Source organism: Agrobacterium sp. CG674, assembly GCF_053521645.1.
This window is the reverse complement of sequence record NZ_JBNWDZ010000006.1, coordinates 104695-119840: the sequence shown is the minus strand read 5'-3', so window position 1 is coordinate 119840 and position 15146 is coordinate 104695. Positions and strand designations below refer to the sequence as shown.

Annotated in this window: 14 protein-coding genes; 7 read left to right on the top strand and 7 right to left on the bottom strand. The window is 56.6% G+C overall.

Features of this window, described 5'->3' with window-relative positions; all coding sequences use genetic code 11:
• Nucleotides 1–48 precede the first annotated feature (48 nt).
• The gene (gene treZ, locus ACQZ51_RS16985) at nucleotides 49–1827 is read left to right on the top strand and encodes a malto-oligosyltrehalose trehalohydrolase (RefSeq protein WP_448779220.1); all 1779 of its coding nucleotides are present in this window, start codon (nucleotides 49–51) and stop codon (nucleotides 1825–1827) included.
• Nucleotides 1828–1979: 152 nt separating this feature from the next.
• Complete coding sequence (locus ACQZ51_RS16980) at nucleotides 1980–4064, top strand: carboxy terminal-processing peptidase (RefSeq protein ID WP_448778973.1); 2085 nt, start codon at nucleotides 1980–1982, stop codon at nucleotides 4062–4064.
• 58 nt (nucleotides 4065–4122) lie between these two features.
• Here ACQZ51_RS16980 and ACQZ51_RS16975 read toward each other — a convergent pair whose 3' ends face one another.
• Nucleotides 4123–4590: a DUF3597 domain-containing protein gene (locus ACQZ51_RS16975; protein ID WP_448778971.1), complete on the bottom strand. Its 468-nt coding sequence runs from the start codon at nucleotides 4588–4590 to the stop codon at nucleotides 4123–4125.
• A gap of 225 nt (nucleotides 4591–4815) precedes the next feature.
• Here ACQZ51_RS16975 and ACQZ51_RS16970 point away from each other — a divergent pair, with 225 nt between their 5' ends.
• Nucleotides 4816–5529: an outer membrane protein gene (locus ACQZ51_RS16970; RefSeq protein WP_448778969.1), complete on the top strand. Its 714-nt coding sequence runs from the start codon at nucleotides 4816–4818 to the stop codon at nucleotides 5527–5529.
• Nucleotides 5530–5656: 127 nt separating this feature from the next.
• Here ACQZ51_RS16970 and ACQZ51_RS16965 read toward each other — a convergent pair whose 3' ends face one another.
• The 5 genes from ACQZ51_RS16965 to ACQZ51_RS16945 form a co-directional block, all read right to left on the bottom strand.
• The gene (locus ACQZ51_RS16965) at nucleotides 5657–5992 is read right to left on the bottom strand and encodes a hypothetical protein (protein WP_448778967.1); all 336 of its coding nucleotides are present in this window, start codon (nucleotides 5990–5992) and stop codon (nucleotides 5657–5659) included.
• A gap of 100 nt (nucleotides 5993–6092) precedes the next feature.
• A complete protein-coding gene (locus ACQZ51_RS16960) occupies nucleotides 6093–7121 on the bottom strand; it encodes a hydroxyacid dehydrogenase (RefSeq protein WP_448778965.1) in 1029 nt (342 codons plus the stop codon).
• A gap of 47 nt (nucleotides 7122–7168) precedes the next feature.
• Nucleotides 7169–7810, bottom strand: a complete 642-nt coding sequence (locus ACQZ51_RS16955; protein WP_448778963.1) for a ThuA domain-containing protein — start codon at nucleotides 7808–7810, stop codon at nucleotides 7169–7171.
• Between the two features lie 17 nt (nucleotides 7811–7827).
• Nucleotides 7828–8928 (bottom strand): Gfo/Idh/MocA family protein, encoded by a 1101-nt coding sequence (locus ACQZ51_RS16950; protein WP_448778961.1) that lies wholly within the window; start codon nucleotides 8926–8928, stop codon nucleotides 7828–7830.
• A gap of 37 nt (nucleotides 8929–8965) precedes the next feature.
• Nucleotides 8966–10165: an ROK family protein gene (locus tag ACQZ51_RS16945; protein ID WP_448778959.1), complete on the bottom strand. Its 1200-nt coding sequence runs from the start codon at nucleotides 10163–10165 to the stop codon at nucleotides 8966–8968.
• Between the two features lie 233 nt (nucleotides 10166–10398).
• Here ACQZ51_RS16945 and ACQZ51_RS16940 point away from each other — a divergent pair, with 233 nt between their 5' ends.
• From ACQZ51_RS16940 to ACQZ51_RS16925, 4 genes are all read left to right on the top strand, one after another.
• Nucleotides 10399–11658 (top strand): ABC transporter substrate-binding protein, encoded by a 1260-nt coding sequence (locus ACQZ51_RS16940; protein WP_448779218.1) that lies wholly within the window; start codon nucleotides 10399–10401, stop codon nucleotides 11656–11658.
• 79 nt (nucleotides 11659–11737) lie between these two features.
• Nucleotides 11738–12676 (top strand): carbohydrate ABC transporter permease, encoded by a 939-nt coding sequence (locus tag ACQZ51_RS16935; protein WP_448778957.1) that lies wholly within the window; start codon nucleotides 11738–11740, stop codon nucleotides 12674–12676.
• Nucleotides 12669–13517, top strand: coding sequence for a carbohydrate ABC transporter permease (locus ACQZ51_RS16930; protein ID WP_448778956.1), 849 nt, complete (start codon nucleotides 12669–12671; stop codon nucleotides 13515–13517). The genes ACQZ51_RS16935 and ACQZ51_RS16930 overlap by 8 nt, the downstream gene beginning before the upstream one ends.
• Entirely contained in the window at nucleotides 13403–14605 is a 1203-nt protein-coding gene (locus ACQZ51_RS16925; RefSeq protein WP_448778954.1) for an ABC transporter ATP-binding protein, read from the top strand. The genes ACQZ51_RS16930 and ACQZ51_RS16925 overlap by 115 nt, the downstream gene beginning before the upstream one ends.
• 63 nt (nucleotides 14606–14668) lie before the next feature.
• Here the strand turns inward: ACQZ51_RS16925 and ACQZ51_RS16920 are convergent, their stop codons facing one another.
• Entirely contained in the window at nucleotides 14669–15073 is a 405-nt protein-coding gene (locus tag ACQZ51_RS16920; protein ID WP_311272942.1) for a host attachment family protein, read from the bottom strand.
• Nucleotides 15074–15146: the final 73 nt, after the last annotated feature.

Genomic DNA, 15146 nt, shown 5'->3' with positions numbered 1-15146 from the left:
AGGCCAAGTCGTCGCTCCCGCTTCATTTCATCAGAGAGTCATTCATTGTTGTACGATTTCGATTTCGGCCCCTTGGTTCTGGAAGACGCAACCCTGTTTCGCCTTTGGGCGCCGCTGCAGCAATCCGTTGTGCTGAAGCTGGAGACCGGTGAGCAATATGACATGGAGCCTAAGGGCGATGGCTGGTTTCACCACACATTGCCGAGCGTCGGTGCGGGCACGCTCTACCGCTTCCAACTGGCTGACGGCCAGATAATACCGGATCCGGCATCGCGGTTTCAGCCTGAAGACGTGCACGGCCCCAGCGAAGTGGTTGATGTGACGAATTACGGCTGGAAAACCGAAAGCTGGAGCGGACGACCCTGGGAAGAGATGGTCATTTATGAGCTGCACCCGGGCACTTTCACGCAGGAGGGCAGCTTTCTCGCAGCTATCGAGAAGCTCGACCATCTGCGCCAACTCGGCATCACCGCCATTCAGCTGATGCCAACAGCCGATTTTCCCGGCAATTATGGATGGGGCTATGATGGCGTCATGCCCTATGCGCCCGAAAGCAGCTACGGCCGCCCGGAAGACCTGCTGGCATTCGTGGATGAAGCACATGCACGCGGCATCTGCGTTTTCATGGATGTGGTCTACAATCACTTCGGCCCAGACGGCAATTACATGCCCGCCGTGGCGCCGTTGTTTACCGAGCACCACTCATCTCCCTGGGGCATGGGCATCAATTATGACGATGAAGGCTCTGACCAGATCCGTGAATTTGTCATCCAGAACGCGATTTATTGGATAACGCAGTTTCGCATCGACGGGCTGAGGCTGGATGCCGTGCATCAGATCAAGGACGACAGCAGTGAGCACCTGATTGTCGAACTCGCACGGCGTGTTCGTGACGCTGCTGGCAGACGTCATGTTCATCTGATCGTCGAAAACGAAGATAATGACAGCGATCTGCTGGTACGCGGCGAAGACGGCCAGCCGAAGCACTTCACGGCGCAGTGGAACGATGATGTGCACCACGTTCTGCACGTTGCGGCCACCGACGAGACCTTCGGCTATTATCAGGAATATGTCGGTAATGACGACAATATTGGCCGGGCGCTGGCGCAGGGCTTCGTCTTTCAGGGCGAGCATATGCCCTATCGAGGCGAGGCACGTGGCAAGCCAAGCGAACACCTTTCACCGCTGGCCTTCATATCCTTCATTCAAAACCACGATCAGATCGGCAACCGTGCCAACGGCGACAGGATGGCGTCCTACATCGCTGCGGAACCCTTGAAGGCCATCGCTGCGATCTATCTTCTGGCACCACAGGTTCCGATGCTGTTCATGGGTGAGGAATGGGGAGCCAAGGAGCCCTTTCCCTATTTCTGTCAGTTCGATGAGGATCTGAATGAAAAGGTCCGCAAGGGCAGGCGCAAGGAAATGTCACGTCTGCCGGGCTTCGACGGCGACAATGTTCCCGACCCGACAGCGCGTTCGACCTTTCTGTCAGCCAAACTCGATTGGTCGAAGGCCGATGCTGCTGATGGCACCGAGATGCTCGCCTTTTACCGATCGCTGCTTGCGTTGCGCCACCAGCATATTGTGCCTTTGCTCGGCCATGGCGGTTTGAAGGGCGGCACCTTTGAGGCAAAGGGCAGTGCGGTGAAAGTGACATGGCAGATGGGTGAGACTGAGTTGGAGGTGTTGGCCAACCTTTCCCAAGACCCCTTAGCAATAGAAAACGGGCCGATCATAGGAGAACAGCTCTATGCATTCGGCGATGTTGAGGCGGATCGACTCGGCCCATGGTCCGTTCTGTGGCAATGTCGCCGCTTGAACTGACATACGCGCTTCATCTTGCCCCTCGAAAACGTCTGACAGACGCCGATCACGAGCAATTGCCTAAAATCATTATTTTGGGCGCGAGGTTCTTATCGTAATTGCCGCTGCGGTGCAGTATGACGGATGATGACAACGATGAGGAATGATGTCGCATGCGCATAAGGTACGGTCTCTTTTGGTTGGCATTTTCCATTGCGTCTTCTGCGCAGGCACAACAGCCGGCTTCACCGCCAGTGCTGGAACCCACTCAAGTTCAGGCCCAGGCGGCCAATCTGAGTGCGCAATTCCTTGGCCGTTACGCCTATAAGACCGTGCCGCTCGACGATACGCTGTCCACGCATATCATGTCGAAATTCATCAAGTCGCTTGATCCCGACCGGATGCTGTTCATGCAGAGCGATATTGACGGTTTCAACGCAGACAGCACGAAGATCGATGATGCGATCCTTAACGAAGATCTCGAAATACCGTTCTCGATCTTCAACAGCTACACGCGCCGTGTCGTGGATCGCATGACGTTTGCGCGCGCTGAACTAAAACAGAATTTCGATTTCACGGTGCGTGAAGAATACCCCATATCGCGCGAGGACGCGCCATGGGCCACGACGCAGCAACAGAGTGATGATCTCTGGCGCAAGCGCGTCAAGAGCGATTGGCTTCGCCTGAAACTGGCAGGCCAGGCCGATGCCGCAATTCGTGAGACGCTGGACAAGCGCTACAAGAACATTCTGGACCGGGTTTATCCGTACAAGAGCGACGATGTGTTCCAGTCCTTCATGGCGGCCTATACGACGTCTGTTGATCCGCACACGGATTACTTCAGCGCATCCGCTTCCGCAGAGTTCGACATTTCGATGAAGCTGTCGCTTGTCGGCATTGGCGCAGTGTTGCAGGAGCGGGATGGCTACACCACCATTCGCGAGCTGGTGGCCGGTGGGCCGGCACAGCTTTCTGCCAAGCTTGCGGTGGGAGATCGCATCGTTGGCGTAGGGCAGGGCGAGGATGGTCCGATCAAGGAAGTCGTCGGCACGCGCCTTGATGAGGTGGTGCAGATGATCCGCGGTGCAGTCGGCTCGGTCGTGCGTCTCGATATCTTGCCCGCGGAATCTGGCAGCAGTGGTGGCCACCGCGTCATCAGCCTTGTCAGAGACAAGGTCAGCCTTGAAAAGCAGGCGGCCAAGAAGACGATCCTGTCCGTCAAGAATGGCGATGCCACCTCAAAGATCGGCGTCATCACCCTTCCAACGTTTTACGAGGACTTCGAAGGCCGCCGTAAGGGTGACAAGGATTACCGCAGCGCCAGCCGCGACGTGGCCAAGTTGCTGGCTGAGCTGAAGCAGGACGATGTCTCCGGTGTGCTGTTCGATCTTCGCGACAATGGCGGCGGCTCGCTTGCCGAAGCCATTGACCTGACGGGTCTGTTCATCGGCAAAGGTCCGGTCGTTCAGCAGAAGGACGCTGAAGGGAATGTGAAGGTCGAGAGCGATGACATGACGGCGCCCGCCTGGAGCGGTCCTCTTGGCGTGTTGATCAATCGCGGTTCGGCCTCTGCGTCTGAAATCTTTGCAGCAGCCATTCAGGATTACGGACGCGGCATCATCATCGGCGAACCATCCTTCGGAAAAGGCACGGTCCAGACCGTTGTCGATCTGGACCGCGTTGCCCGCAACAGCAAGCCGGAACTTGGCCAGCTGAAACTGACCATAGCTCAGTTCTTCCGTGTTGATGGTGGCACAACACAGTTGCAGGGCGTGGTTCCGGATATCAACCTTCCGGGTTTTCTTGATCCGAAGGCAATCGGCGAATCCAGCTATGACAATGCTTTGCCGTGGACGAAGATCAAGCCAGCCAAATATGCCCTACAGGGTGACCCGGACAAGCTGTTGCCGACCTTGCAAGCAAAGCATGATGCGCGGATTAAGACCGATCAGGATTTCCAGCGGTTCGTTGAAGACATCGCCGATCTGAAGGCTGTGCGGGAAAAGAAGACCATTTCGCTCAATGAAGTCGAGCGCAGAGCCGAAATGGCTGAAACCGAAGCCAAGATGAAAGCGCGTGCCGAAAGCGGGACGGGCCTCGTTCGTGAAAACGATGACGGTCTTCAGGCCAATGAGCGTAGCATCACGGCAAACATCGCAATCGAAAACGCGCGAAAGAATGCAAAGGACGTGCTGCAAAACGAAGCAGCAGCCATTGTTGTCGATCTGGCTGAAGCGGTACCCGCCAAAACGCGATAAACGCTAAAAAGCCCCGAGGCTCATATGAGGCTCGGGGCTTCATTTCAAAATATCGATATTAATCGAGAAGGTCGGCTGGAACCTTGCCGCCGTTTTCGGACAGCTTCTTCATCAGCGCCTTGTGCAGCCATGTGTTCATCTCGGCAGAGCCATTAAGGTCTCCGGTATAACCGAGTTCCTGCGCCAGTTCCTTGCGCTCGGCAAGACTTGCATCCATGCCCAGCGCCTTCATCAGATCAACGATGGAGCGCTTCCATTCCAGCTTCTGCCCGCTGTTCTTGACGGCTGCATCGAGCTGCGCCGCTACGTCCACGGTCTCAGCGGTTGGTTGCGAAGGGCTCGCTGTCGCTGTGCCAGAAGTCTTCGGAACCTCGCCGCCGGTGCCGCCAATGGGTGGGGCCGTTGTTGCCGCAGGCTCAGGGATAGAGGATGGGGCAGGCGTTGGCTCCGCCGCACTGGGTGATGCCGGTGCCGCCGTTGCCGGGCCACCAAAAATCGCATCTCTGATTTTGCTGAAAATACTCATTTTTCTCTCCTTGCTGCGTTAGATCTCCCTCGACAAACGGCTGCGGAGTCCTTTGCGTTCCGGTGGAAAAAGAGAAAACCTATATTTGATGCGTTGCACGACGGCAACGCTTTCACAAAAGCCTTTATGAGCACCTGACAAATATCAAAAATTGTCTCGACAGTTTCGCGTGTCTGAGGCGATATGCGACTCATCGGCGGGGGCTGATCTTGAAAGGTCTTTTATATGTACCGCGCTATCAAAATTGCTGGCCTTCTGGGGCTTCTTGCGACATCCGCTCATTCAGCAGACATGGCCGTTCAGAGCGAGCCTGCTGTCGTTGCCAATCCAGGTGGCTTTTATCTGGGAACGCTGAGCAGCCTGACATTCCTTGACGACACCGGCTTTGCAACGGCTGGCGGCAGCGTCAGCACAGATTACGATCTCGGCTTCTACAGCGCCCTGCGTGCTGGCTACAGCTTCGGCACTTACGGTTTTGTTTCGCCACGTCTGGAATTGGAAGTTGGTTACGGCACAGCTGACGTGAATGAACACACTATTGGCGGCGTAAACTTCGGCAATGCTTCCTTCGGTGAAGCCCGTGCAATTCAGGGCTATGTCAACGGTTACCTCGATATTGAAACATCCACAGCCTTCACGCCATATTTCGGCGGTGGCGTTGGTGCGATGAATCTGGAACTGCACCGTCAGGGTGTTAACGGCATCGCGATGGATGATGACGATACGAAGTTTGCCTACCACCTCGACGCAGGCGTTGGCATCAAGCTCGACACGATCTCGTTTTTCCGCGACAGCTCGCTGTTCGCCAATACGACGTTCGATATCGGCTATCGCTACACAGCTGCTGACGATTTCGACTTCACTGGCACAGACGGCGTAACCTCCAGCACGGATTTCAGCAGCCATGCTGTTACCATGGGCTTTAGACGCCAGTTCTAAGAGCTGAAGATCAGCGCTTCCTGTCTTGGGCATTCAGTCTGAGGCAGGGCGCGATTTTAAGCGCGCAAGCCATATATCGACAAAAAGCCGGGCTATGACCCGGCTTTTTCTTGGCTATGGATATGAATTAGTTTGCGGGGCAGTTCGTGCTAGGCGCTGTGGCTGTGCCAGTGGTTGCAGGGCCGCCATTGGTCGTGCCCTCCGCCGTCTTGCCACCGCCGACGCAATTGGTGTTGTTGGTGTCGCCATTTGTGCCAGAACCGTTGCTGCCGGATGCAGAGCCGCTTCCACCTGCGCCTGCCCCATTGTTGGTGCCGCCGCTGTTTGAGCCATCAGATGCACTCGAACCGCTATTCGAACCAGCGCCGGAGCCCGAGCCGCCAGATCCAGAACCTGCGCCCTGCGCTACGGCGAGTGATGTGAAGCTGAGGGCAAAAACGGTTGCGATTAGATACTTTTTCATGGGTATTCCTCCACTGTTCTGTTTGTCTGCAAGACCCTAACCCTGTCAGTCAGGCAGAGTTCCCAGAAACTTGGAGTATTGATGGCTGATTATCCCGGCCTCAGGAAACGCTGACAGGTTTGGAGCGCAGCCTGCTGGCGGTGGCAGGGTCGGCGCGTCGGCACAGTTGCGGCGGTAGCCCTTTCATGATGAGTTCGGCATCCGAAACAGCCATGGAGCCGAGTTTGTAGAACGCATCGCGGGTGCCGCCGGTGCGGTGTGCAGAGAGCAGAAGGCCCGGAATGGACCTGACAGGGTCATCGGCCGCGACAGGTTCATCTGGAAAAACATCCGTTGCGGCGCGGATATGGCCTGACATTACCGCATCGAGCATGGCCGGGAAGTCCACGACGGCTGCACGGCTCATCAGCAGAAACGCCGAACCCGGCTGCATGGCGGCGAAATGATCCTTGCCGATAAAGCCCTGATTTTCGCTGGTCACGCTTGCGAAGACATAGACGACGCGCGATCGGGAAAACACCTCATCGAGACTGGCCGGAATACAGTCGAGACGCTCGATGATCTCGTTCGGAAGCCAGGGATCATAGACATGGACGGGGTTTTTGAAGGGGCGGGTCAGTTCGCGCAGTTCACGGCCAAGATCCCCAAAGCCGATGATGCCGATGGGGGCGCCAGCATATCGAAACGTGCCTTCGTTTCCAGCAAGGCCATAATCCTCAAAGCCATCGCGGAACTGCCGGTCGGCGATGGTAATGCCTCTGGCCAGATCGATTGCCATTCCAAGCGATGCTTCCGCCACCGGTGAGGAAAAGGCCGACGCCGGTGTGATCACCCAGATGCCGCGTTCGACACAGGCCTGATAATCGATATTGGGCAGAAAGTTCGATTCCACATTGATGATCGCCTTGAGCTTGGGTGCGCGCTCAAGGCGTTCTCTGGGCATGTCGGTCTGGCCGAAAATGAGAACCGTATCGGGAAGAAGGGCATCCACCTGTTCTGCAGGCATCTGCCGATCCTCGGAAATGACAAGTTCTCCCAGCTTCTCCAGGCGGGCGCGAACATCGGGCTCCATAATCAGATCCAGCGTTCTTGGCAGTGGATCGACCAGCACGATGTTGCGACCTGTCATGATACCTCCCTTAACGAGACGGCATCCCTATCCGTCTCTTGTCCTCGTTACCGTGCGGCCCAGTTGGCACCGCGACGGAAAATTTCCCGCATCTGCGGCACGGCGAATTCCTTCGCCACATGGCCGAGCGCCGAATAGAAGACGCGGCCCTTGCCGTAGTTTCGTTTCCACGCCACCGGCATCACCACGCCGTCAATCCACCAGGCGTGATCACCGGTAAATGTCGTCGTCGCCAACACCTCGTTGGATGGGTCGGTGTGCATATAATACTGCTCGGATGTATAAGGGAAGTCGGTGATGCCTTCCATGATCGGATCATCGGGCCGCGTGATGTTCACCGTATAGTCGATGATGTTGCCGGGATGCGCGACCCATTGCCCGCCAATCATGAACTGATACTCCACGCATTCGCGGAAACTGTCGCCCGCGCCACCGTGATAGCCCGCAATGCCGACGCCGTTTTCAACCGCTGCCGCGAGGTTCTTGATCTCTTCCTTCTCGATCTTCGACATGGTGACAATCGGCACCACAAGGCTCAAATCATGCACCGAAGGGTCCGCAAACGCTTCCGTGCTGTTTTCGACGTAAACCTTGAAACCTTCTTCCTCCAGCATATCCTTGATGATGACGGAGCATTCCTGCGGTTCGTGCCCGCTCCATCCGCCCCAAACAATCAGTGCTTCACGCATAGTCTTCCTCCTCAGGATTATTTGCCGATCTGGCCGTCAACCAGCGATTCATCCAGCGGCGCTGGACGTTCGACCGCCGTCGTGATGGAAATTGTGGTGCCGGTGTCGGATGCCGTCTGGAACGCTTCCATCACCTCCAGCACATGCAAGGCAAGATCGCCATTGGCGCGATTTTGCCGGTTGGAGCGAATGGCGTGCGCCATGTCTGCCACGCCGATGGAGCGATAATTGCCATCCGCATAGGGTGAGGACAGCTCCTGAACTTCGAACTCGCCGCCCTTCTTCAAAAGCTGCACCTCGCCACCGAAATGGTTGGGGTCAGGAACAATCAGTGTGCCTTCCGTGCCGTAGAGTTCCAGCGGCACGTGCTTGTGGCCCGCAACATCGAAGCTCATGCCGACCTGCACGACAGCGCCATTGGCGAATGCCAAGGCACCAGCCACATGCGTGGCAATCTGCACCGGTATCTTCTCACCATTGCGTTGTTCGCTGGTGATGAGACGTTCGGTTCTCGGCGAAAAGGCAAAGCCTGCGACCTTGGCAACGGGTCCGAAAAGATTGACCAGATCGGTAATGTAGTAAGGCCCCATATCCAGCATCGGCCCGCCGCCGACCTCGTAATAAAAGGCGGGGTTCGGGTGCCAGCGCTCGTGGCCGGGGCACATGAATGTTGCAGTTCCACCGACCGGTGTGCCGATAACGCCCTGGTCCATTAATGTGCGCGCTGTCTGGTGACCACCGCCAAGGAATGTGTCAGGTGCTGCGCCGATGCGCAGCTTGGCTGCTTTCGCCGCTTCTGCAAGGCGCTTGCCTTCTGCAAAATTGATGCCGAGCGGCTTTTCAGAATAGGTGTGCTTGCCAGCGTCAATCGCCCGCAAGGCCACCTCGACATGGGCCTTGGGAATCGTCAAATTGACGATGATCTCAATGTCAGGATCTGCAAACAGCTCATCCACGGATCGCGCAGCAACATTGAATTCCTCGGCTTTCGCCTTCGCCATCTCGGCATTCATGTCGGCCACGCCGCGAATGTCGAGAATGGGAAATGACGCCATGGCTTTTAAATATGCACCAGAAATATTGCCGCATCCGATGATGCCAATGCCGACTTTCTTCATGGTCTCTCTCCCGTCATGATATGAACCGGCTTCCTCCTCAGAAGGCCGGGCCTGTGGTGTTCCAAGGCGATTCGTATAGTTCGTAAAGGGCAACGGCGGCAGCGCCTTGCGCCCATAATTCATCGCTCGATTTATCGAAAACCAGTTCCGCCACGCCTTGCAGCGAAGGCGGAACGGAGGCCTCGAAGGCGGAGCGAATGCTGTCGATGAAAGGTGCGCCAAGCTCCAAGCTCGATCCAACGATGATGACACGTGGCGGCGCAAACAGGGTGACGATATTGGCAAGCGTAAGGCCAATGGCGGCACCGGCGCGCTCGGCTGCGGCGATCAATTCATTGTCCTGCGCCTGCACCAGTGTCTGCGCATGGACCATGCCGCGACCTAAGCGTATGGCCTCGGCAAAACGTCCATCGGCGGGCCGTGAGCCGAGAATGGCATTCTCTCCGGCCTGGCTGGCCAGCCGTACGGTTTTTTCCGGGCCAGCCACCAAGACGAGGTCTCCCAGATTATGGCTGAGGCCACCTGCGCCGCGAAACAGATCGTTTCGGTGCAAGACGCCAAGTCCCAACGTCTGCTCCAGCGAGATCAGGACCATGTCTTCCAGGTCCCGCGCCTTGCCAAACCAATGGTGGCCAAGGGTCACGGCATGGGCGTCGCTCTCGATAATGGTCGGCTTGCCAAAGCGCGATGTCATTTCTTCTGCGAAGTTTATGTTGGTTTCCCGCAGGACAGGGCTGGAGCGGATGTTGCCCGTGCGGTGCTCGATCACGCCGGGCAGGCCAAGGCAGACCATATCAACATCTTCCAGCGACAGACCTGCATCCACCACGCAGCGCCGCACGCCATCCTCGATCAGGTCAGCAATGACGCCAATCGGCTGGCGGTCTATGCGAATGGGCAGCGCCAGCGTCGAAAGAACGTTGCCGCAGAAATCCGTCACCACGAACATCATCCGGTTGGCAGCGATTTTCGCGCCGACGACCCGGGCCGCATCCGGGTTCAGTTCCAGCATGACGCGCGGACGACCGCGAGCACCTTCGGTTCTGATATCGCCCAGATGGCGCGATAGAATCAGCCCATCATCCAGAAGGGATGCGGTGATGGCCGAGACAGTTGTTGTGGATAGCTGGGTTCGCTCGCTGATTTCAACCCGCGAAATTGGCCCATGGCGACGGACTGTATCGAGCACATTCAGGCGATTGATCGCGCGCATCAATTCCGGGTCTGCGGTCTTCATGATTTCCAGTCGCGATCAAGGCAAGGCTAATGGCAATTACATCGGATTACGGATTTAATAGCCGAGCGATATGGGGGTGTGTCAAGCAAAAGCTGAAAATAACAGCAAATTGCCTTGACATTGAGCGGATCCTTATATGAATTAATCCGCATTGGGGAATAATTGGGAACGTCCCCGGGAGGAATACCATCATGACGCATAAGCACGCAGGCGCAAGCCTGAGCGGCAAGTGGATGTCGTTTGCCGCGACCACAGCCATCACTTTCCTGCTCGGTACCGCCAGCGCGTCTGCTGCGACGGTGGTCAAGTGGATGCATGTGGAGCTCGATCCGAAATCCGTGGCAGTCTGGGAGGAAATTGCCAAGGACTTCGAAAGCAAGCATCCCGATGTTGATGTTCAGTTGCAATTCCTGGAAAACGAGGCTTTCAAGGCAAAGCTGCCAACCTTGCTGCAATCCAACGACGTACCGGATTTCTTCTATAGCTGGGGCGGCGGCGTGCTGGAGGAGCAGTCCAAGACCGGCGCGTTGAAGGATCTTTCAGAGATATTCGATGCAGATGGCGGCAAGGTTCGCAATGCCTATAACCCAGCCTCCATTGAGGGTCTGTCCTTCGATGGCAAGGTCTGGGCCGTGCCTTATCGCGTCAGCCTCGTCAGCTTTTTCTACAATAAAGCCCTGTTTACCAAAGCGGGCGTGAAGGCCGAAGACATCAAGACCTGGGATGATCTGGGCAAAGCCGTCCAAACGATCAAGGCCGCGGGCATCGTTCCGATTGCCGGTGGCGGCGGTGAAAAGTGGCCAATCCATTTTTACTGGAGCTATCTCGTCATGCGCAATGGCGGGCAGGCGGTTTTTGAAGCGGCCAGTAAGGGTGAGGGCGAAGGCTTCATGGCCCCGGCCATGATCAAAGCCGGCGAGCAACTGGCAGAATTTGGCAAGCTTGAGCCGTTCCAGCCCGGCTATCTCGGCTCCACATGGCCGCAGGCGCTTGGCGTCTTCGGTGATGGCAAGGCTGCGATGATCCTTGGTTTCGACAACACCGAAGCCAACCAGCGCAAGAATGCCGGTGATGGCAAGGGCTTAGCATCTGACAATCTCGGTCGTTTTGCCTTTCCAGCCGTCGAAGGCGGTGCCGGAAAAGCCACTGATACGCTCGGCGGTTTGAATGGCTGGGCCGTGACCAAGAATGCGTCCAAGGAAGCCATTGAATTTGCCACCTTCCTGACCAACGCCGACAACGAAAAGAAGATGGCCAAGGCCGGTATGATCCTGCCTGTCGCCGTTGGCGCCAATGAGGCCGTAACCAACCCGCTGATGGCTGGTTCAGCCAAGCAGCTTTCCGAATCCACCTGGCATCAGAACTTCTTCGACCAGACGCTGGGCGCAGCCGTTGGTCGCGTCGTGAATGATGTGTCTGTCGAGATCGTATCCGGTCAGATGACATCGGAAGAAGGCGCGCAGCAGATTCAGGACGCCTTCGAGCTTCGCTGATCCCGCACAAACGCAAGGACGCCCCGGCCTCGTTTCGTCGAGGCGTCCTTCGACCCGCGCGACAATGAAAGCGGACATCATGACGAATGTTTCAATTCCATCAGCATCCTCGCTGGTGAATCCCGTTACCAAGCGAAAGCGCAAGCAAAGTTCTGTGGCCCACGACCGGGCGCTGACACTCCTGTTCTTTTTGCCCCCGGCGCTTCTTCTGTTCACGCTCTTCGTCATCCTGCCGATGAGCGAAGCCGCCTGGTACAGCCTTTATCGCTGGAATGGCTATGGCACGCCGACTGAGTTTGTCGGATTGATGAACTTTCAGGTTCTGTTCGGCAACGCAGCCTTTTCGCAGGCGCTGATCAACAATGCGCTGATCATCGTCATCTCCATCTGCATTCAGATCCCGCTTGCCATCTGGCTTGCCACCATGCTGGCGCATAAAATTCCGGGTGTCGTCGCCTTCCGGCTGGTGTTCTTCCTGCCCTATGTGCTGGCCGATGTGGCCGCCGGTCTGATCTGGCGCTTCGTTTATGACGGTGACTACGGCCTGTTTGCCGCCATTTCCAACTTCTTCGGCTTTGCCAACCCTTATGTTCTGGCCGACAAGGATGTCGCGATCTATGCGGTCCTTGCCGTCATCGTGTGGAAATATTTCGGCTTCCACATGATGCTGTTCATCGCAGGCCTCCAATCGGTCGACAAGAACGTGCTTGAAGCAGCAGAAATCGACGGCGCCACGGGCTGGCAGAAATTCCGCTACGTGACGTTGCCGATGCTGGGCTCAACGGTTCGCCTCTCCGTGTTCTTCGCGGTTATCGGCTCGCTGCAGCTGTTCGACATGATCATGCCGCTGACGGGCGGTGGCCCCTCCAACTCCACGCAAACCATGGTGACGTTCCTTTATACTTACGGCGTCATGCGCATGCAGGTGGGGCTTGGAAGTGCCGTGGGCGTCGTGCTGTTCATCATCTGCATCACGCTCGCCTTTGGCTACAAAAGGATATTCATGCGCCATGACTGATACATCCTCTTCCATCCGCGTCAGCATGAAGACACGACTTTACCTCTATGTCTCCCTCGGGCTCATCGCTGCGATCGTGCTGATTCCGCTTTTGACAACGGCACTTGGCGGCTTCAAGACGCTGGGTGATCTGCGCGTCAACCCCTTCGGCCTGCCCGATCAGTGGCAATGGTCGAACTATGGCGATATTCTTTTCGGCAAGCGATACTGGCTGCAGATCTTCAATTCGCTGGTCATCGCCGTACTCACCGTGTTTCTGACGCTGGTCGTCTCGGCCATGGCCGCCTTCACCTTTGCCCATGTGAAGTTCTTCGGCTCGAATTTCCTGCTCAACTACTTCCTGTTGGGCCTGATGTTTCCCGCCGCCACGGCCATCCTACCGCTATTTATCCGCATCCGCGATCTGGGGCTTCTCGATACCTACTGGGGTGTGGTCCTGCCGCAGGTGGCCTTTGGGCTTGGCATGAGTATTTTGCTGTTCCGCAACTATTTCAAAAACTTGCCGGAAGAGCTGTTTCAGGCCGCGTTTGTGGATGGCTGCGGATATCTCAAATTCTTCTGGTACATTTCCATGCCGCTTTCGCGGCCCATCATCGCAACCGTGGGCATCGTGTCTTTTGTCGGAAGCTGGAACAGCTACATCCTGCCGCTCATCATGCTCAACTCGGAATCCAAATATCCCTGGCCGCTGGGCATCATGGTCTACCGGGGCGAGTTCGGCACGGAATGGCAGCTGGTTCTGGCCTTTATCACCATGACGATCCTGCCCACGATCATCGTCTTTTTCCTTGCACAAAAACATATCATTGCGGGTCTTACGGCTGGCGCCGTCAAGTCCTGACACGGGAGCAGAACATGGCATCTGTCGAACTTAAAGATATCCGCAAGTCCTACGGCTCGCTGGGTGTCATCCACGGCATTTCGCTTGAAATAGCAGATGGCGAATTCATCGCGCTCGTCGGCCCGTCGGGTTGCGGCAAGTCCACCCTCTTGCGCATGATCGCGGGGCTTGAAGAGATTACCGATGGCGACATCATGATCGGCGGCAACATCGTCAATGAGATGACGCCGCGCGAGCGCAATATTGCGATGGTGTTCCAGTCTTACGCTCTGTACCCGCATATGACGGTCGCGGAAAATATGGGCTTCAACCTCAAGATTGCTGGACAGCCTAAATCGGTGATCGATGAACGGGTTGCAGAAGCCGCCCGCATGCTTGACCTGGCCAGCCTCATGGACCGCAAGCCATCTCAGCTCTCAGGCGGTCAGCGCCAGCGCGTAGCCATGGGGCGCGCCGTTGTGCGCAACCCGGCGGTGTTTCTGTTCGATGAACCGCTGTCGAACCTCGATGCCAAACTGCGTGTTCAGATGCGCAGCGAAATCAAGACCTTGCATCAAAAGGTCGGAACAACATCCATCTATGTGACGCATGACCAGATCGAGGCGATGACGCTGGCAGATCGTGTCGTGGTGCTCAACCAAGGCCGCATAGAACAGCAGGGCACGCCGCTTGAGCTCTACAAGACACCGGCAAATCTCTTCGTCGCAGCTTTCATCGGGTCGCCAGCCATGAATTTGATCGAGTGCATCGTTGATGGCGAAGACGGGGTTCCCGCCGCCCGCCTTGATGACGGCACCGCCATCAGCATCTCGCGAGACCGCAAGGTCAAGCGAGGTCAATCCGTCACGATCGGGCTTCGTCCTGAACATTTCGCTGTTGATGGAAGTGGCGATGTGGCGGTGGAGGGCAGAACGCTTCTGGTTGAGCCGACGGGCGCACAAACCCACGTCATTTTCGATCTTGCCGGACACCATGTGACTGCCGTGGTGGATGGTGAGCAGCCTGTGAAAACCAACGCGCCGTTTGCAGCCCGCATCAGCCGCGAGCGGGTGCATGTGTTTGACAGAGCGTCCGGGCTGGCACTCTGACACCAGGCACAAGGCATAAAAAAAGGGAGCGACTGATTTCGCTCCCTTTTCACGCTATGCTGCTTAAGCAGCAGCAAGCGCTTTTTCGATATCCTGAATGGAATGACCTGTCAGGTCCTTGTCGAGTTCGCCGAGGAGAATGTCGGACAGGGATTTGTGATATCCCTTGCGCATCTCACCCAGCGTGCGCGGTGCCGCAATCACGATCAGGCCCTTGATGTTGCCGCCCAGAACTTGCTTGTTGAGCAGTTCAGTAACACCGGCGCTGAAGCCGTCTTCGTCCTGCTGGCTGTCATCAGGGTTGGCAGAGCTGCTGGAGTGGCGTGCACCGGACGGAATTTTGGAATCGTCAACCTCTGCACTCGGCATCGCCTTCAGCTTCACATTCTGCGCGTCGCCTTCGTTCTTGAAAAGGCTCAGCTTTGCGCCATCTGCTACGGCGACGACAGTATGCTGTGGAATATCCATGATCTTCTCCCAAATTGGCATTCAAAGTAAGGTCATGTCAGACCTTGTCTCGTTTGATTAACTGGTTGGGAGA

Coding starts and splice junctions, on each gene's coding strand:
- ACQZ51_RS16980 (WP_448778973.1), top strand. CDS start 1,980: ATGCGCATAAGGTACGGTCTCTTTTGGTTGGCATTTTCCATTGCGTCT.
- ACQZ51_RS16975 (WP_448778971.1), bottom strand. CDS start 4,590: ATGAGTATTTTCAGCAAAATCAGAGATGCGATTTTTGGTGGCCCGGCA.
- ACQZ51_RS16970 (WP_448778969.1), top strand. CDS start 4,816: ATGTACCGCGCTATCAAAATTGCTGGCCTTCTGGGGCTTCTTGCGACA.
- ACQZ51_RS16965 (WP_448778967.1), bottom strand. CDS start 5,992: ATGAAAAAGTATCTAATCGCAACCGTTTTTGCCCTCAGCTTCACATCA.
- ACQZ51_RS16960 (WP_448778965.1), bottom strand. CDS start 7,121: ATGACAGGTCGCAACATCGTGCTGGTCGATCCACTGCCAAGAACGCTG.
- ACQZ51_RS16955 (WP_448778963.1), bottom strand. CDS start 7,810: ATGCGTGAAGCACTGATTGTTTGGGGCGGATGGAGCGGGCACGAACCG.
- ACQZ51_RS16950 (WP_448778961.1), bottom strand. CDS start 8,928: ATGAAGAAAGTCGGCATTGGCATCATCGGATGCGGCAATATTTCTGGT.
- ACQZ51_RS16945 (WP_448778959.1), bottom strand. CDS start 10,165: ATGAAGACCGCAGACCCGGAATTGATGCGCGCGATCAATCGCCTGAAT.
- ACQZ51_RS16940 (WP_448779218.1), top strand. CDS start 10,399: ATGTCGTTTGCCGCGACCACAGCCATCACTTTCCTGCTCGGTACCGCC.
- ACQZ51_RS16935 (WP_448778957.1), top strand. CDS start 11,738: ATGACGAATGTTTCAATTCCATCAGCATCCTCGCTGGTGAATCCCGTT.
- ACQZ51_RS16930 (WP_448778956.1), top strand. CDS start 12,669: ATGACTGATACATCCTCTTCCATCCGCGTCAGCATGAAGACACGACTT.
- ACQZ51_RS16925 (WP_448778954.1), top strand. CDS start 13,403: ATGGCAGCTGGTTCTGGCCTTTATCACCATGACGATCCTGCCCACGAT.
- ACQZ51_RS16920 (WP_311272942.1), bottom strand. CDS start 15,073: ATGGATATTCCACAGCATACTGTCGTCGCCGTAGCAGATGGCGCAAAG.